Here is a 16034-nt window from a genome sequence, read left to right as displayed (position 1 = left end):
GACGCGCTGGAGTTGTTCCGATGAGCCGGACGGCGCATGAGGTCGTCGAGCTGTACAACCTGGTGGTGTGGAACGAGCGCGATATCGCACTTGCCGAGGAGTTGCTGGGCGACAGCGTGACTCGCCATGAGGCCGGCGAGGCGGTGGTGCTCACCCACGGCGAGGCCGTCAAGCGTGTGCACGAGCATCTAGAGATGTTCTCCGCTATCCGGTTCGACCTGACCCTGAAGGACGGGATGGAGACAACCGTCAGCAGCATCGAGATTTTCCGTATGGTCGACGGCAGGATCACCGAGGTCTGGAATTGTGGCTACAAACAAGGAGTTTGGGCGTGACGACTGATCGTGTGCTCGACGAGCTCGGCTACTACCTGCTGGCCGGAGCCGGCGGCGAGGGTCCTGCCACCCTGATGGAGGAGGCGCGCCGGGGTGAGGAGCTGGGCTTGGGCACCGGCTTCATCTCCGAACGCTGGAACGTCAAGGAGGCGTCCTCACTCGTCGGCGCAGCCCTTGCGGTGACCAGCCGGATGCAGATCGCTACGGCGGCAACCAATCACAACACTCGCCACCCGCTGATCACGGGGTCGTGGGCCACCACCATGCACCGCCTGTCGGGCGGGCGGTTCACGCTGGGGATCGGCCGCGGTATCGCGGCCATCTACGGGGCGTTCGGCATCCCGCCGGTGACCACCGCGCAGATGGAGGACTTCGCGCAGGTGATGCGGCGACTGTGGCACGGGGAGCTGATCTTCAACCACGATGGGCCGCTGGGGAAGTACTCGATCCTGTCCCTGGATCCGGACTTCAACGAGGACATCCGGCTGGCCATTGTGGCCTTTGGTCCTGAAACGCTCAAGCTCGGTGGGCGGGAGTACGACGACGTCATCCTGCACACCTACTTCACCCCGGAGACGCTGACACGCGCTGTCAAGACCGTCAAGGACGCCGCAGAGCAGGCCGGTCGTGACCCCGATAGCGTGCGGGTGTGGTCCTGCTTCGCGACGGTGGGAGACCACCTCCCCGAGGAACTGAGGCTGAAGAAAACCGTCGCGCGGCTGGCTACCTACCTGCAGGGATACGGCGATCTCCTGGTGAGCACGAACACGTGGGATCCCGCTGTGCTGGAACGCTTCCGCGCGGACACCGTGGTGCAGTCCATCGGCGGCGGTATCGACCACAAGGCGACCGCCGAGCAGATCGAGCATATCGCGACGCTGATCCCCGACGAGTGGCTGGAGCCGTCGGCCACCGGATCGGCTCAGCAATGCTCCGACCGGATCCGCAAGGAATTCGATTACGGCGCCGACGCGGTGATCTTGCACGGCGCCACCCCTGACGAACTGGAGCCGGTCGTCGCGGCCTACCGCGCGTCTGACACTAGGGCGTGATGACGGTCCGGCTCACCGGCTCGGCGACTTCTTGACGGTTGAAAACCCCGCGCTGCAGTGCGAGCATCAGCGCATTGCGGGTCTCTTCGGGTGAGATCAGCTCGTCGAAGCCGAGACGGCTCGCCGAGCGGTAGGAGGCCTCGAGTTCCCTATTCTTGAGGATTTCGGTGAGGTCCTCGTCGGCGTGCGAGGGGCGGCTCAGCGCGGCCGCGCTCATCGCCCCCATGGTGGCGCCTGGGTAGGCGAAGGTCGCCACCTGATTGTCGAAACCCAGCAGAGACACGTGACCATCGAGCCGAACCCGAACGCCTTGCGCAACGTGACATGGAGTTTCAGCGTGGTAGCCGCGGTCTGGGCGGCGAACATCCCTGCCCCGCTGCGCAGTACACCATTGCGCTCAGACTGACTGCCAGGGAGCATGCCCGGGTTATCGGCCAGAAAGACGACCGGCAGGTGGAAGGAATCGGCCACGGTGATGAAATGCGCGAGCGCGCAGATGATGGCCTGGCCGAACGTCGGCTGGACCTCCAGCCAGTCCGTGTCGTCGAACACGACGTCGAGAACAGCGCGCATGTCGTAGGTGTTGCGGTTGCCTCGGGAGACGATGTCGAGCAGTTCGGGGGTGGGGCGAAGCCCGACGTCCTCGTCGTACAGCCGGGTCGGGGGATATGACCATGCGCTGGAAGGGAAGTAGGACAGGTAGCGCCTGATAGCGTCGAGCACGCTCTCGTCGGTCTCGGCGTAGTTATGGATGACGCCACTGGATAGTGCGACGGTCGGTCCGCCCAGGTCTTCTTTCGAGATGTCTTCTCCAGTGGCCTCTTTCACTACCGGGGGTCCGGCCGTGAAGATTGCGCCCTAATGGCTCATGATGGAGAAATCGCAGATCGGAGCGACGAGCGCGCCGTGGCCGGCGGACGGGCCGAGGACAGCGGAGATCGTGGGAACCTTGCCGGAGCACTGTGCCTGGGCGATCAGTTCGGTGGGTGTGCGGCCGTAGTGCTCACCGCCTGCGGCACGGAAACCGGCCCCCTCCAGCAGCATCACCGACGGAATCTTGTCGCGCAGCGACAACTCGGCGAGCCGATTCCGCTTGGCGTTGCCGCCGGGGCCGATGCTGCCGGCCAGAGTGGTGAAGTCCTCCGCGCCGACCATCACCGGGGTTCCGTCGATACGGCCGGCACCCGCGACCAGGCCGTCGGCGGCGATTTCGCCACCGACCAGGGTGCCGAACTCCTGAAAGGTGCCCTCGTCGAGGAGGTGGTCGATGCGGCCGCGGGCGTCGAGCTTCCCCTTGCCGTGGTGCTTGGCGACGCGCTCTTCGCCACCCATCGCGTGGGAGTGCCTGCGACGGCGGCTCAGGTCGTGAAGGGTCTCCTGCCAGTCCTGCGCGTTGCTCATCGACTGTCCTAACCGTGGCGGCGTTGACCATACTGAAGTGCTTACTGTATGGTCTGTCACCATGGGTGCGGTGGGCGGTCTCAAGGTCGACCGCGGGGTAATCAGCCGGCTCGCCGAAGTCGCTGACGCGGCCCGTGAGGTCGAACGGCTCGGCTATGACGGGTGCTGGACCGCCGAGATCAGTCACGATCCGTTCCTGCCGCTCACGCTGGCCGCCGAGCACACCACCACGATCGAGCTGGGCACCAGCATCGCGGTGGCATTTGCCCGCAATCCGATGAACGTTGCCAACATCGGCTGGGATCTGCAGGACTATTCGCAGGGCCGGCTGCTGCTCGGGCTGGGCACTCAGATAAAGCCGCACATCGAGAAGCGGTTCAGCATGCCGTGGAGCCAGCCCGCCCGGCGGATGCGCGAGTTCGTCTTTGCCCTGCATGCCATTTGGGATTGCTGGCGAGACGGCGCCAAGCTCGGCTTCGACGGCGATTTCTACACCCACCGCCTGATGACACCGATGTTCGTGCCGGAGTTGCACCCCTATGGGTCGCCGAAGGTTGTGATCGCCGCCGTGGGCGAGTTGATGACCGAGGTGTGCGGCGAGGTCGCCGACGGACTGATCGCGCACGCCTTCACCACCAAGCGGTACTTCGACGAGGTGACGATCCCGGCGCTGCAGCGCGGGATGGCCAAGTCCGGGCGCTCGCGGGCCGATTTCCAGGTGATGGCACCGGTGTTCGTGGTCACCGGCGTGGACGAGGCGGAGATCGAGGCTGCGGCTGCGGCCAGTCGCAAGCAGATCGCCTTCTACGCGTCCACACCTGCGTATCGGAAGGTGTTGGAGCTACACGGCTGGGGAGATCTGCAGAGCGAGCTGCACCGGCTGTCGCTGGAAGGCCAATGGGATGCCATGGCCACAATGATCTCGGACGAAATTTTGGAGACATTCGCCGTTGTCGCCCCGCTTGACGGGTTGGCCGCGGCGCTGGGGGCGCGCTGCGACGGCATCATCGACCGGGTGATGGTCGGGCTGCCGTCGTCGGCGTCGGAGGACACCGTGCGCGCGTTCCTGGATGAGGTCCGCGGAGACTGAGTTCCGTTGTGGAGTGCGGCATTATCCCCAGCTTCGGGTACGTCCACAGCTTGCTGGTGGGTGCGGTTTTTGTCGGTGGTTCGCACTAGTGTTCGGAGGTATGAGTTCGGTTCTGGCGGCGCTGGATGCGCTCGACGCCGCAGTCGAACTTGTGAGTGCCGCTGACATCGAGGAGTTGGCCGCTCCGGAGCGGTTCGCGGTGTTGGAGTGGGTGGAAACGGCTCAGCGTCGGCTGACGGCGGTCTCTCATGCCGGGGTGGCGCGGTTGGAGCGGTTTGAGGGCTGCCCACCTATACCGATCATGCTGGCCGACGTGCTGCGGATCAGCCGCAAGGAGGCCAACCGGCGGATCCGCAACGCTGAACAACTCGCGCCGCGGACCACGCTGACGGGGGAACTGTTGCCGCCGGTGTTGCCCAAGACTGCGACGGCGTGGCACGACGGACTACTTGATGGCGAGCACCTGCGGGTGATTCAGAAGTTCTTCCGAGATCTCCCCGACCACGTCCCGCCAGTCGAGATCGAGAAGGCCGAGCAGTCCTCTTAGCCCAGCATGCGGTGAATCTGCGCCCGGATCAGCTGGAGAAACTCGCCCACCGGCTCGCACTGCATCTCAATCCCGATGGCACGTTTTCCGATGAGGACCGCGCCCGCAAACGCGGGTTTGTGTGGTGTGGGGGTCAACAGGTCGACGGGATGAGCGTCGGCCGGTTGATCGCCGACCCCGAACTACGCTCGGAACTCGACGCCTGGTTCGCCAAGTTCGCCGCCCCCGGCGTGGGCAACCCCGCCGACGATAACCCGACCGTCGCACCCTCGGATGAGGTCCAGGAGCGAGACCGGCGCAGCTGTGGGCAGCGTCAGCATGATGCGCTGACAGCATTGGTGCGTGGACGGCTCGGCGATCCGAAGTTCGGCCAGCACAACGGGCTACCCGTCACGGTCATCGCCACCGCCACTGTCCACGACCTGCAGAACAAGGCCGGGCATGCCGTCACCGCCGGGGGCACCTTGTTGCCGATCCCCGATCTGATCCGGATGGCCAGCCACGCCTACCTCTACCTCGCGTTGTTCGACGGGGTGAAGGGGCGAGCGTTATGGCTGGGGCGCGCCAAACGGAACGCCTGCGCCGATCAGCGAATCATCCTGCACGCCAAGGACCGCGGCTGGCCTGCCCACCCGACAACAACCTCGTCGAAACCGGCAGCTGGAACACCCGCACACTCGCCAGCGGCGACACCCAATGGATCCCACCACCCGGCCTACCCATGCTCACCGGCGGCGTCAACGACTACCACCACCCCGAACGTTTCCTTGATCCGAAGGGCGACGATCCGTAGTAAGGGTGAGGTTTACCCCGGATGGTGGACACGGGATCAGGCGGCTTGTGCCGTCTGAGTGTGGTGATTCTCGACGGTGACGGGGCTGATCATGCCGAGTTTCGAGTGCCGCCGTCGGCGGTTGTAGACCCGTTCGATCCAGTCGCCGACCGTGAGCCTAGCAGCACTCTGCGTGGGCCAGTGATACCGGCGGTCGAACTCCGATTTCCCTGTGCTCCAGAGGGATTGGGGACTGGGCATTGTCCCAGCGCAGCCCGGTTCGGCCCACCGATTGGGCGATGCCGTGGCGGCGGGCGAACCCGGCGAGCTACCGGGCGCTGCCGGCTACGTCGACTACCCGACGCTGGCGCCGACCGGCTGAGAAGCCTTCTCGTGCAGCCGCTGGCGTTCCACCGTCGCAAGGTAGAACGCCCAGGCGAACGCGAAACTGGTGAATAGGCTGGCGACGAAGAACAACCATGGCCGGCGAATCCCGCGCCGGTACCCGTCGATAATCGTGAACAACGGCAGGAGGATCACATTACCGATCGTGTAGTCCTGACTGGCTGATGCCGCGGCGGGGTTGTCGTAGCCCAGCGTGATGAACTGCCACCAGCTGCCCGCACCCGTGACGACATTGCCGCTGCCATCGGCGTACTGGTGCACGAACTGGATGTTGAAGTACCAGCCCAGCACGATCGATGCGAGACCCGCGACGTAGTAGACGATCTCCAAGGCGCTCACCGCGGGCCCGCTGGCGGGCCGCCGGAAGATCGAAGAATTGGATCCGATGATCCACGCGATGACAAGGACAGCCAGCACGGCATGAACAAGAAGCGTCATGACTCGGTAACTGTAGTGAAGATCGCCGCATGTTTTGTCAATTTTGACAATCCCTTGTGCGGTACGTTAACCGAGTGGTTCGGCCAGCTCAGACGGCTCGTAGCGAGCGCACCCGCGATGCGCTGAGGCGCGCCGCCCTGGTGCGCTTCCTCGCCCAGGGCGTCGAGGAGACCTCGGCCGAGCAGATCGCCGACGACGCCGGTGTCTCACTGCGCACCTTCTACCGGCACTTCACCTCCAAACACGATCTGCTGTTCGCCGACTACGACCTCGGCCTGGAGTGGTTCCGCGCGGCGCTGAACGCACGCTCGCCGGGGGAGTCGATCATCGAATCGGTGCAATCGGCCATCGACGCCTCCCCGTATGACCCCGAGGCCGTCGCCCAGATCGCCTCCCTGCGGGCCAAGGAGCTCGATCCCGGCCGCATCGTCCGGCACACCCGGCAGGTGGAGGCCGAATTCGCCGATGCGATCGCCGACCAGCTGTCGCAGAGCACCCCGCCGAACACCCCGAACGAGCGGCTGCGCGTCATCGTCACCGCCCGGTGTATCGCTGCAGCCGTCTTCGGTGCGATGGAGTTGTGGATGGTCGGCGAGGACAACTCCCTGGCCGAGCTGGCCCGGCTGTGCCGGACCGCGCTGGAGTCGCTGCGTGACGGGATCGTCGAAAGCTAGCAACCATTGCGTGGCATGCTGAGGCCATGCATGCATTTCGCGCTGCCGTCGAAGCCGGCGATTTCGATGCCCTGCCCGCGCTGTGTGCGGAAGACGTCGTCTTCCGCAGCCCCATCGCCCACAAGCCGTACCACGGCCGCGAGCAGATCGGCGTCATCCTGCGGGCGGTCTCGCGCGTGTTCGCCGATCTGACCTACATCAACGAGATCGGCGGTGAGGGCCAAGCCGATCACGCGCTGGTGTTCACGGCCAAGGTCGGCGACCTCGACATCAACGGCTGCGACTTCCTGCACGTCCGCGAAGACGGGCTCATCGACGAGTTCACCGTGATGCTGCGACCGCTCAAGGCCGTCACCGCATTCGCCGAGCGGATGGCGAAAGAGTTTGAGAAGGAATTGGCCGCGGCCGGATTAGCCTAAACGCCCCGGCGTGTGCTCCGCACTTCGGCCGCCGACCGTCTGAATGTAACCAAAGGTGTTGGGGCAAACTGCCGATACCTCGTAGTGACGACGGTGTCCGTGCAACCAGTTGCATTGACACCACCACCATCAGCGGCCTGGACACCTCCGAGTTGTCTTCGGCGCTCACCACGCTGGCCGACACCCTGAATGCCCGCGACGCCGCCGGTGCCCCCGATTGACGGAGGGAACTGACGATGTTCACCGGCCATGGCCGCGCGACTCAGATCGCCGCCGGGATGGCCCTGATGTTGACCCTCGTCGTCGCGATCGCCGTCATCGCCACCCCGTGGGGGCGTCACGTCGCGCGCAACACCCACGTCGCCTACTTCGACAACACCAACGGCCTCTACACCGGCGACGAGATCCGCATCCTCGGGGTCGCGGTCGGCACCGTGGACAAGGTCGAGCCGCAACCGAATTCGGCGAAGGTCACGTTCTCCGTCGACAGCCACTACCAGGTGCCCGCCGACGTCAAAGCGGCGATCCGCCGGTCCGACGCTGGCCGACGGGGCGAGCATCCCGATCGAGCGCACCGCGTTGCCGATCGAATGGGACTATCTGCGCCGTAACCGTTGAGCTGCCCACCTCAGGTGGGTTGTAAGGCCCAGGACCGTGCGTTCGCCGCCTGCTCAACACGGGCGGCCCGGCCCACTTCCGGTCCGGCAACAGCGCTCACCGTCGGACGTCGATTACCCGGAGCGCCCTGCGGGCGACCTGTACTGCCGGATCCCACAGGACTCCGATATGAATGTCCCTGGTGTGCGCAACATTCCGGGTGGGAACAATCCGGCCAAGCGCGCCCCCACCATCGAGATGTGCGAAAGCAACGAGAACTACGTACCGCTGGGCGACGGCTTCACATGAAAGGGCGACCCGAACGCGACGTTCTCCGGTCAAGGGGTGCCGCGGTACCCGCCGGGCGCCGACCCGCGGCTGCCACCGCCGCAGGGCACCGGTATCGCACCGCCGCCGGTGGCGTTCGTCCCGTACGACCCGGCCACCGGTGACTACGTCGGGCCGGACGGTAAGCGCTACACCCAGGGCGATCTGGCCACCCGGGGAACAAGACCTGGCAGTCGATGCTGGCCCCGCCGGGGCCGTAACGGTCAATATCTTCCCCGCGGCGGCCCGCCTCGCTATGGTCACGCCATGGCAACTAAAGATTCCCGCGAGGTCGTGATCGAGGCGAGCCCCGAGGAGATCCTCGCAGTGATCACCGACGTCGAGGCGACTCCGACCTGGTCGCCGCAGTACCAGAGCGCGGAAGTCCTGGAGGCCTACGCCGACGGCCGACCGCACAAGGTCAAAATGACGATCAAGGCGGCCGGGCTGACCGACGAGCAGATCGTCGAATACACCTATGGCGATAACGTGGTGAGCTGGACACTGCTCAAAGCCAGCCAATTACGTTCTCAGGACGGCAAATACACGCTGACCCCGGACGGTGATAAGACCAAGTTGCGCTTCGATCTGTCCATCGACCTTGCCGTGCCGTTGCCTGGGTTCGTCGTCAAGCGCGTCATCAAAGGGGCGTTGGAGACCGCCACCGACGGGTTGCGCAAGCAGGTGCTCACAGTTCAGAAGGGCGGCTGAGTTACCTTACGGCTGTGACGACTAACGGACCCCTGGCCGGGGTGAGAGTAATCGAGCTCGGCGGAATCGGGCCGGGCCCGCATGCCGGGATGATCCTGGCCGATCTGGGTGCCGACGTGGTTCGGGTTCGCCGCCCTGGCGGGTTGGCCATGCCTGCCGAGAATGTCGATCTCCTGCATCGCGGCAAGCGCGTCGTCGACATCGACGTGAAGTCCCAACCCGAAGTGCTGCTGGACCTGGCGGCCAAAGCCGATGTGCTGCTGGACTGCTTCCGGCCCGGCACCTGCGAGCGCCTCGGCATCGGACCCGACGACTGTGCGGCCGTCAACGCCCGGCTGATCTTCGCCCGCATCACCGGCTGGGGGCAGGACGGTCCGCTGGCGTCAACCGCTGGCCACGACATCAACTACCTGTCCCAGACCGGTGCGCTGAGCGCGATCGGATACCGAGATCGGCCGCCGGTCGCGCCATTGAACTTGGTCGCCGATTTCGGGGGTGGCTCGATGCTGGTGCTGCTCGGTATCGTGGCCGCGCTCTACGAGCGGGAGAAGTCCGGCCAGGGTCAGGTGATCGACGCCGCGATGGTCGACGGGGTCAGCATTCTGGCTCAGATGATGTGGACGATGAAGGCGACGGGTTCGCTCAAGGACCAGCGTGAGTCGTTCCTGCTCGATGGTGGCGCGCCGTACTACCGGACCTATGAGACCGCCGACGGCGGATACATGGCCGTCGGTGCGATCGAACCGCAGTTTTTCGCCCAGTTGCTGGCAGGGCTGCAACTCGCGGCCGATCAGGTACCCGACCAGTTCGACGTCGCTCGCTATCCGCAGATGCGGGAGCTGTTCACGACTGCCTTCGCCAGCAAGACCCGCGCCGAATGGACGGCGATCTTCGCCGGGACTGACGCGTGTGTGACGCCGGTGCTGAGCTGGGCTGAGGCTGCCTCAAATGAACATCTTTTGGCGCGCCGAACGGTCATCGATGTCGGCGGCGCCGAGCAGGCCGCGCCGGCGCCGCGGTTCTCCCGCAGCGTCGCCCGCACCGTCGGTCTACCGCCGCAGGGAACCACGCCGCTGACCGAGATCGGCTGGTAGTCGGCGAACTGAGCCACAGTCGACACAGCGCGACGATTCGGTGGTTCTGTTTGCTGGTCTGGCGGTTCGGGCATCACGCGAGATCGTGATCGACGCGGGCCGGCCCCGGCCGCGGGTGATTGCCGCCGGTCCGGTTCTGATCACCGACAACAAGGATGCCGGGCGTGCTGTCGCGGCCGAGACACTGGCGTTCTGCACCACCATCCCGTCATACCAGAACGTGATTGCCCGCGAAGGCGTCGCCCAGGCGCCGGATCGCTTCGTCGAGGGTGTCGTCACGTTTACAGAAAGCGAAGCGCACCAAATGATTCCACGATCCGAAATGCGCTGACGCCGGATCGCAGAACGCCGACATCGGGATGGCTGCCACCCCCGCTCGCTCCGGTAGCTCGGCGCAGAACGTGGTGCTGTCGGAGTACCCAAGTGGGCGGGGGTCGGCGCACAGGAAGTAGGTGCCGGCGCTGTCATGCACCCCGAAGCCCAACTCGGTCAATGCCCCCGCCAAACGATCACGCTTGGCCTGCAATGAATTTCGCAGCGCGTCGACCCATGCTTCCTCGAAGTTCAGCGCGTGGGCGACAGCCGGCTGGAACGGGGCGCCGCCCACGTAGCTGAGGTACTGCTTGGCCGCCCGCACGCCGGCGATCAGATCCGGCGCGCCGCAGGCCCAGCCGATCTTCCAGCCGGTGCAGTTGAACATCTTGGCCGCACTCGAGATCGTCACCGTCCGGTCCGCCATACCGGGGTAACTCGCCAACGGCAGATGCCGCTTGTCGTCAAAGACCAGATGCTCGTAGACCTCGTCGGTGATCACCAGCAGATCCGCTTCGACAGCCAGTGCCGCCAGGGCCCGCAGGTCGTGGTCGGAGAGCACCATCCCAGTCGGGTTGTGCGGCGAGTTGACGATCAGTGCCCTCGTCTTCGGCGTCATCGCGGCCCGAAGGGCACCGATGTCCAGGGTGAAACCGCGGCCGTTGGCCACTAGCGGCACCGCGACCCGCTGGCAGCCGGCCATTGCGATCACGGGGGAGTAGGAGTCGTAGAACGGCTCGATCAGCAGAATCTCCGAACCCGGTTCGACCAGACCGATCACGGCAGCCGCGATGGCCTCGGTGGCACCGACGGTGACCAGCACCTCGGACTCGGGGTCGTACTCCACGCCGTACCGCCGCGTGCGCTGGGCGGCGATGGCCTCGCGCAGCGGGGCGATGCCCAGCCCGGGCGGGTACTGGTTGACCCCCTCGGAGATCGCTTTCTGGGCCGCCTCGAGCATGCCGACCGGACCGTCCTCGTCAGGGAAGCCCTGGCCCAGGTTCACCGCGCCGATGCGCGCGGCGAGCGCCGACATCTCGGCGAAAATCGTCACCGCGTAGGGCTGCAGGCGTGCCACCGTCATAGCGCGCGAGCCTACCTATCGCGCAGATGGCACCTGAACGCTCTCGGGCAGTACCTCGGTGCCGGCCGCAAGGTCATCGCCTTCGTCAACTACGCGATCGTCGAGGACTCCAGCGACCAGCGAACCGCCGCCGACGAGGCGACCACGAAGCTCTCGATCCCCTCCTTCATGAAGGCCTGGGACACCTCCTTCATGAAGGCCTGGGACACCTCCTTCATGAAGGCCTGGGACACCTCGAACGATTCGATCATCGTCACCGCCCCGGCCTGACGCCGAACACCGCCCAACCGGATGGTTGGGCGGCCTTGCTAAGCTTCGCGTTCAGAGGACCACCGTCATACGGCGGGCCCGCAACCAATCTGAACAGGACTGGGAGAGAACGCACATGTCCGAAGAAGCCTTCATTTACGAGGCCATCCGCACCCCGCGCGGCAAGCAGCGCGGCGGGGCCCTCAACGAGGTCAAGCCGATCAACCTGGTCGTTGGCCTGATCGACGAGCTCCGCAGCCGCCACCCCGACCTGGACGAAACCCTGATCAGCGACGTCGTCCTCGGCGTCGTGTCCCCGGTTGGCGACCAGGGCGGCGATATCGCCCGCACCGCCGTGCTGGCCGCGGGCCTGCCCGACACCACCGGCGGCGTGCAGCTCAACCGCTTCTGCGCCTCCGGCCTCGAGGCCGTCAACACCGCCGCGCAGAAGGTGCGCTCCGGCTGGGACGACCTCGTGCTGGCCGGCGGCGTCGAATCCATGAGCCGCGTCCCCATGGGCTCCGACGGTGGTGCGATGTTCAGCGACGTCGTCGTGACGTATGACAACTACATTGCCCCGCAGGGCATCGGTGCCGATCTGATCGCCACCATCGAGGGCTTCTCCCGCGAGGACGTCGACGCCTACGCGGCCCGTTCGCAGGAGCGCGCCGCCGCTGCCTGGTCGGGCGGCTACTTCGCCAAATCTGTGGTGCCGGTCCGCGATCAGAACGGCCTGCTGATCCTCGACAACGACGAGCACATGCGCCCGGGTTCGACGGTGGAAAGCCTCGGCAAGCTGCGCACCGCGTTCGACGGTATCGGTTCGATGGGCGGCTTCGACGATGTGGCACTGCAGAAGTACCACTGGATCGAAAAGATCAATCACGTCCACACCGGCGGTAACAGCTCGGGCATCGTCGACGGCGCCGCGCTGGTGCTCGTCGGCTCCGAGAAAGCGGGAACCTCGCAGGGCCTGACCCCGCGGGCGCGGATCGTGGCGACCGCCACCAGCGGCGCCGACGCGACGATCATGCTGACCGGCCCCACTCCGGCCACCCGCAAGGTGCTGGACCGGGCCGGCCTGACGGTCGACGATATCGACCTGTTCGAACTCAACGAGGCCTTCGCCTCGGTGGTGCTGAAGTTCCAGAAGGATCTGAACATCCCCGACGAGAAGCTCAACGTCAACGGTGGCGCCATCGCGATGGGCCACCCGCTCGGCGCGACCGGCGCCATGATCCTAGGCACCATGGTCGACGAGCTGGAGCGCCGCAATGCGCGACGTGCACTCGTCACCCTGTGTATCGGCGGCGGCATGGGTGTCGCGACCATCATTGAGAGGGTTTAACAACATGGCAGAGAACACGATTCAGTGGGACAAGGATGCCGACGGCATCGTCACGCTGACCCTCGACGATCCGACCGGGTCGGCGAATGTGATGAACGAGCACTACACCGAGTCGATGAACAGGGCCGTAGAACGCCTTGTCGCCGAGAAAGATTCGATCACCGGCGTGGTCATCACCAGCGCGAAGAAAACCTTCTTCGCCGGCGGTGACCTCAAGTCGATGATCCACCTGGGGCCGGAGAACGCCGGCGAGGCCTTCAGCACGGTGGAAACCGTCAAGAAGGCGCTGCGCACCCTCGAGACGTTCGGTAGGCCCGTCGTCGCCGCCATCAACGGCGCCGCCCTCGGTGGCGGCCTGGAGATCGCGTTGGCCACCCACCACCGGATCGCGGCTGACGTCAAGGGCAGTGTCCTTGGCCTGCCCGAGGTTTCGCTGGGCCTGCTGCCCGGCGGTGGCGGCGTCACCCGCACTGTGCGCATGCTCGGTATTCAGAACGCGTTCATGACCGTGCTGAGCCAGGGCACCCGCTTCAAGCCGGCCAAGGCCAGGGAGATCGGTCTGGTCGACGAGTTGGTCGGCAGCATCGATGAGCTCGTCCCCGCAGCCAAGGCCTGGATCAAGGCCAATCCCGAGGCATTCGAACAGCCCTGGGACAAGAAGGGTTACAAGATGCCGGGCGGCACCCCGGCCAGCCCGGCACTCGCGGCCATCCTGCCGTCTTTCCCGGCACTGCTGCGCAAGCAGCTCAAGGGCGCGAATATGCCTGCGCCCAAGGCGATCCTGGCCGCAGCCATCGAGGGCGCGCAGGTCGACTTCGACACCGCCAGCCGGATCGAGAGCCGCTACTTCACCGAGCTGGTCACCGGCCAGGTCGCGAAGAACATGATCCAGGCGTTCTTCTTCGATATGCAGTTCATCAGCTCGGGCGGTTCGCGGCCCGAGGGCATCGGCAAGACCCCGATCGCCAAGATCGGTGTCCTCGGCGCCGGCATGATGGGTGCCGGAATCGCCTACGTCTCGGCCAAGGCCGGGTACGACGTGGTCCTCAAGGACGTCAGCATCGAGGCCGCCGAGAGGGGCAAGAACTACTCGGAGAAGCTCGAGGCCAAGGCGCTCGAGCGCGGTAAGACCACCAAGGAGCGCAGCGACGCACTGCTGGCGCGGATCACCCCCTCGGCGGACCCCGCCGATTTCACGGGTGTCGACTTCGTCATCGAGGCCGTCTTCGAGAGCGAGGATCTCAAGCACCAGGTGTTCCAGGAAATCGAGGACATCGTCGAGCCCAACGCACTGCTGGGCTCGAACACCTCGACGCTGCCGATCACCGGACTCGCGTCCGGCGTGAAGCGCCAGGAGGACTTCATCGGCATCCACTTCTTCTCACCGGTCGACAAGATGCCGCTGGTCGAAATCATCAAGGGGGAGAAGACTTCTGACGAAGCCTTGGCCCGGGTGTTCGACTACACGCTAGCCATCGGCAAGACCCCGATCGTCGTCAACGACAGCCGTGGGTTCTTCACCAGCCGCGTCATCGGCACCTTCGTCAACGAGGCACTCGCCATGCTCGGCGAGGGCGTGGCACCGGCGAGCATCGAGCACGCCGGCGGTCAGGCCGGTTACCCGGCGGCACCGCTGCAGCTCTCCGATGAGCTCAACCTGGAGCTGATGCACAAGATCGCCGCAGCTTCCCGCAAGGCGCAGGAAGATGTGGATGCCGTCTACATTCCGCACCCAGCCGAGGCGGTCGTCGAGAAGATGATCGAGATCGGCCGGCCGTCGCGGCTGGCGGGCGCCGGCTTCTACGAGTACGTCGACGGAAAGCGCACCCAGCTGTGGCCCGGGCTCAAGGAGACGTTCAACTCCGGTAGCTCCGAGATCCCGATCCAGGACATGGTCGACCGCATGCTGTTCGCTGAAGCACTGGAAACCCAAAAGTGCATCGACGAAGGCGTGCTGATGACGACGGCTGATGCCAACATCGGCTCGATCCTCGGCATCGGCTTCCCGCCGTGGACCGGTGGCTCGGCGCAGTTCATCGTCGGCTATGAGGGACCGGCCGGTGTCGGCAAGGACGCCTTCGTGGCTCGCGCCAAGGAACTCGCGGCCAAGTACGGCGAGCGGTTCAACCCGCCGGCATCGCTGCTCTAGTTCGCCCACGACGCAAAGGCCCGTAGCGACGTCGAGTCTCTGCGGGCCTTCTGCGTCAGCCCTTCTGGATGATCGTGTTGGAGTCGTCGAAGTTGGTGATCACGGGATCGCCGCTGCGGTAGGTGACCACGTTGTGGTCTCCTGATGTGCGGATGCTGTCCGCCGTTTCGAGAACGACCATGTTGTCATTGCCAGAGATCCGGACCTTGCGGCAATGGCCGGTGACGGTCACTTCGTTGTCGTCGCCGACGATGTCGATATCCCCGCCGCCGCAGGCGTAGCTGGCCATCTTGTTGTTTCCGACGACGTCGACGCCGTTGGTCGGCGTTGCGGTCGGTGGCCCGTCGTGCTGATTGGCTGCGGCGACGGCCACGAATCCGGCCAGCGTCAGCCAGCCGATCATCACCACCAGCCAGACAACCATGCCGACCACCAGCCGGGGCCGCAGGCGGCCAACCCAATTGCCGGTCTCGTCGCGGTCCAGGTCGTAGGCGAACGCGGTGACGCACCGCGCCCGGCTTGGCCTGCGGGGGTCGGCGAGCACGACGCCGTCGGTGTATTCGCGGCCGCGCACCACGATGTCGCCTTGATAACCGTTCAGGCGATAGCGGACCTTGGTCTTGGTGCTCGGCCCGCTGTAGCGCGGCCGCTGCACGGTCCAGCCACTGGCCACCGGAAGATACGAGTTGTAATACGTGGTACCGCTGTAATACGTTCCGCGCGTGAGTGTTTCGGTACCATCGACGGTCGCCACCACGCCCCACTTCAACAGTGTCAGTCGCTGGGATGCGCCACAGAGCTGGTAGGCGTAGATCACCACCAGCGTGGCGACCGCCGTCGCGGTGAAGGCCATCGGAAATGTGCCCCAGAGCGCGATCAGTGCGACCGCGATCATGAACATGCCCCACAGGTACCACCAGCGGAACGGCAGCAGCTCGGCGAGTAAGAAGCCTGCGGGCACCCGTCGCGGGGCGGGCGCGAGCTCGCGCTCCCCGATGCGATTCTCCACCTCATCGAACGACGACGCCGG

The 16034-nt window shown here is 65.6% G+C and carries 15 protein-coding genes and 3 pseudogenes; 12 read left to right on the top strand and 6 right to left on the bottom strand.

From position 1 onward, the window contains the following. The first annotated feature begins 20 nt into the window (after positions 1 to 20). The gene (locus G6N13_RS04460; protein ID WP_163694973.1) at positions 21 to 335 is read left to right on the top strand and encodes a nuclear transport factor 2 family protein; all 315 of its coding nucleotides are present in this window, start codon (positions 21 to 23) and stop codon (positions 333 to 335) included. Further along, on the top strand, positions 299 to 1387 hold the full coding sequence (locus G6N13_RS04455; protein WP_407663906.1) for a TIGR03857 family LLM class F420-dependent oxidoreductase: 1089 nt from the start codon (positions 299 to 301) through the stop codon (positions 1385 to 1387). The genes G6N13_RS04460 and G6N13_RS04455 overlap by 37 nt, the downstream gene beginning before the upstream one ends. Here G6N13_RS04455 and G6N13_RS04450 read toward each other — a convergent pair. Further along, positions 1377 to 2788, bottom strand: a pseudogene (locus tag G6N13_RS04450) (acyl-CoA carboxylase subunit beta). The gene G6N13_RS04455 and the pseudogene G6N13_RS04450 overlap by 11 nt on opposite strands. A 61-nt stretch (positions 2789 to 2849) precedes the next feature. Here G6N13_RS04450 and G6N13_RS04445 point away from each other — a divergent pair. Together G6N13_RS04445 and G6N13_RS04440 are read left to right on the top strand one after the other, a co-directional pair. Beyond that, positions 2850 to 3878, top strand: coding sequence for an LLM class F420-dependent oxidoreductase (locus G6N13_RS04445; protein WP_163694971.1), 1029 nt, complete (start codon positions 2850 to 2852; stop codon positions 3876 to 3878). Positions 3879 to 3978: 100 nt separating this feature from the next. Beyond that, a pseudogene (locus G6N13_RS04440) lies at positions 3979 to 5218 on the top strand (13E12 repeat family protein). A gap of 36 nt (positions 5219 to 5254) precedes the next feature. Here G6N13_RS04440 and G6N13_RS24535 read toward each other — a convergent pair. Together G6N13_RS24535 and G6N13_RS04435 are read right to left on the bottom strand one after the other, a co-directional pair. Continuing rightward, on the bottom strand, positions 5255 to 5458 hold the full coding sequence (locus G6N13_RS24535; RefSeq protein WP_220096770.1) for an integrase core domain-containing protein: 204 nt from the start codon (positions 5456 to 5458) through the stop codon (positions 5255 to 5257). 93 nt (positions 5459 to 5551) lie between these two features. Beyond that, on the bottom strand, positions 5552 to 6040 hold the full coding sequence (locus G6N13_RS04435) for a DUF2834 domain-containing protein (RefSeq protein WP_163694970.1): 489 nt from the start codon (positions 6038 to 6040) through the stop codon (positions 5552 to 5554). 74 nt (positions 6041 to 6114) lie between these two features. Between G6N13_RS04435 and G6N13_RS04430 the strand changes: the two genes are divergently transcribed. The 6 genes and pseudogenes from G6N13_RS04430 to G6N13_RS04405 all read left to right on the top strand — a co-directional run bounded on the left by G6N13_RS04430 (position 6115) and on the right by G6N13_RS04405 (position 9862). Beyond that, entirely contained in the window at positions 6115 to 6714 is a 600-nt protein-coding gene (locus tag G6N13_RS04430; protein WP_163694969.1) for a TetR/AcrR family transcriptional regulator, read from the top strand. 26 nt (positions 6715 to 6740) lie between these two features. Then, entirely contained in the window at positions 6741 to 7133 is a 393-nt protein-coding gene (locus G6N13_RS04425) for a nuclear transport factor 2 family protein (protein ID WP_163694968.1), read from the top strand. A gap of 236 nt (positions 7134 to 7369) precedes the next feature. Continuing rightward, the gene (locus G6N13_RS04420; protein ID WP_235677925.1) at positions 7370 to 7744 is read left to right on the top strand and encodes an MlaD family protein; all 375 of its coding nucleotides are present in this window, start codon (positions 7370 to 7372) and stop codon (positions 7742 to 7744) included. A gap of 76 nt (positions 7745 to 7820) precedes the next feature. Beyond that, positions 7821 to 8278 (top strand): annotated as a pseudogene (locus G6N13_RS04415) (MCE family protein); the annotation flags it as partial. 46 nt (positions 8279 to 8324) lie between these two features. Beyond that, positions 8325 to 8768, top strand: a complete 444-nt coding sequence (locus G6N13_RS04410; protein WP_163694967.1) for an SRPBCC family protein — start codon at positions 8325 to 8327, stop codon at positions 8766 to 8768. A gap of 14 nt (positions 8769 to 8782) precedes the next feature. After that, complete coding sequence (locus G6N13_RS04405; RefSeq protein ID WP_163694966.1) at positions 8783 to 9862, top strand: CaiB/BaiF CoA transferase family protein; 1080 nt, start codon at positions 8783 to 8785, stop codon at positions 9860 to 9862. A gap of 208 nt (positions 9863 to 10070) precedes the next feature. Here G6N13_RS04405 and G6N13_RS04400 read toward each other — a convergent pair whose 3' ends face one another. Together G6N13_RS04400 and G6N13_RS04395 are read right to left on the bottom strand one after the other, a co-directional pair. After that, on the bottom strand, positions 10071 to 11258 hold the full coding sequence (locus tag G6N13_RS04400; protein WP_163694965.1) for a pyridoxal phosphate-dependent aminotransferase: 1188 nt from the start codon (positions 11256 to 11258) through the stop codon (positions 10071 to 10073). Between the two features lie 89 nt (positions 11259 to 11347). Continuing rightward, entirely contained in the window at positions 11348 to 11515 is a 168-nt protein-coding gene (locus G6N13_RS04395; protein WP_163694964.1) for a hypothetical protein, read from the bottom strand. Between the two features lie 128 nt (positions 11516 to 11643). Here G6N13_RS04395 and G6N13_RS04390 point away from each other — a divergent pair, with 128 nt between their 5' ends. Then, the gene (locus tag G6N13_RS04390) at positions 11644 to 12855 is read left to right on the top strand and encodes an acetyl-CoA C-acetyltransferase (protein WP_163694963.1); all 1212 of its coding nucleotides are present in this window, start codon (positions 11644 to 11646) and stop codon (positions 12853 to 12855) included. A gap of 4 nt (positions 12856 to 12859) precedes the next feature. Next, positions 12860 to 15004, top strand: a complete 2145-nt coding sequence (locus G6N13_RS04385; RefSeq protein WP_163694962.1) for a 3-hydroxyacyl-CoA dehydrogenase NAD-binding domain-containing protein — start codon at positions 12860 to 12862, stop codon at positions 15002 to 15004. A gap of 55 nt (positions 15005 to 15059) precedes the next feature. Here G6N13_RS04385 and G6N13_RS04380 read toward each other — a convergent pair whose 3' ends face one another. Further along, the gene (locus tag G6N13_RS04380; protein ID WP_163694961.1) at positions 15060 to 16013 is read right to left on the bottom strand and encodes a DUF3060 domain-containing protein; all 954 of its coding nucleotides are present in this window, start codon (positions 16011 to 16013) and stop codon (positions 15060 to 15062) included. Between the last annotated feature and the right edge of the window lie 21 nt (positions 16014 to 16034).

Origin of the sequence: Mycolicibacterium sarraceniae, assembly GCF_010731875.1 — a bacterium.
Classification (GTDB): Bacteria; Actinomycetota; Actinomycetes; order Mycobacteriales; family Mycobacteriaceae; genus Mycobacterium; species Mycobacterium sarraceniae.
Note: the sequence above shows the minus strand (reverse complement) of the source record. Positions and strands in the feature narration are given on the sequence as shown.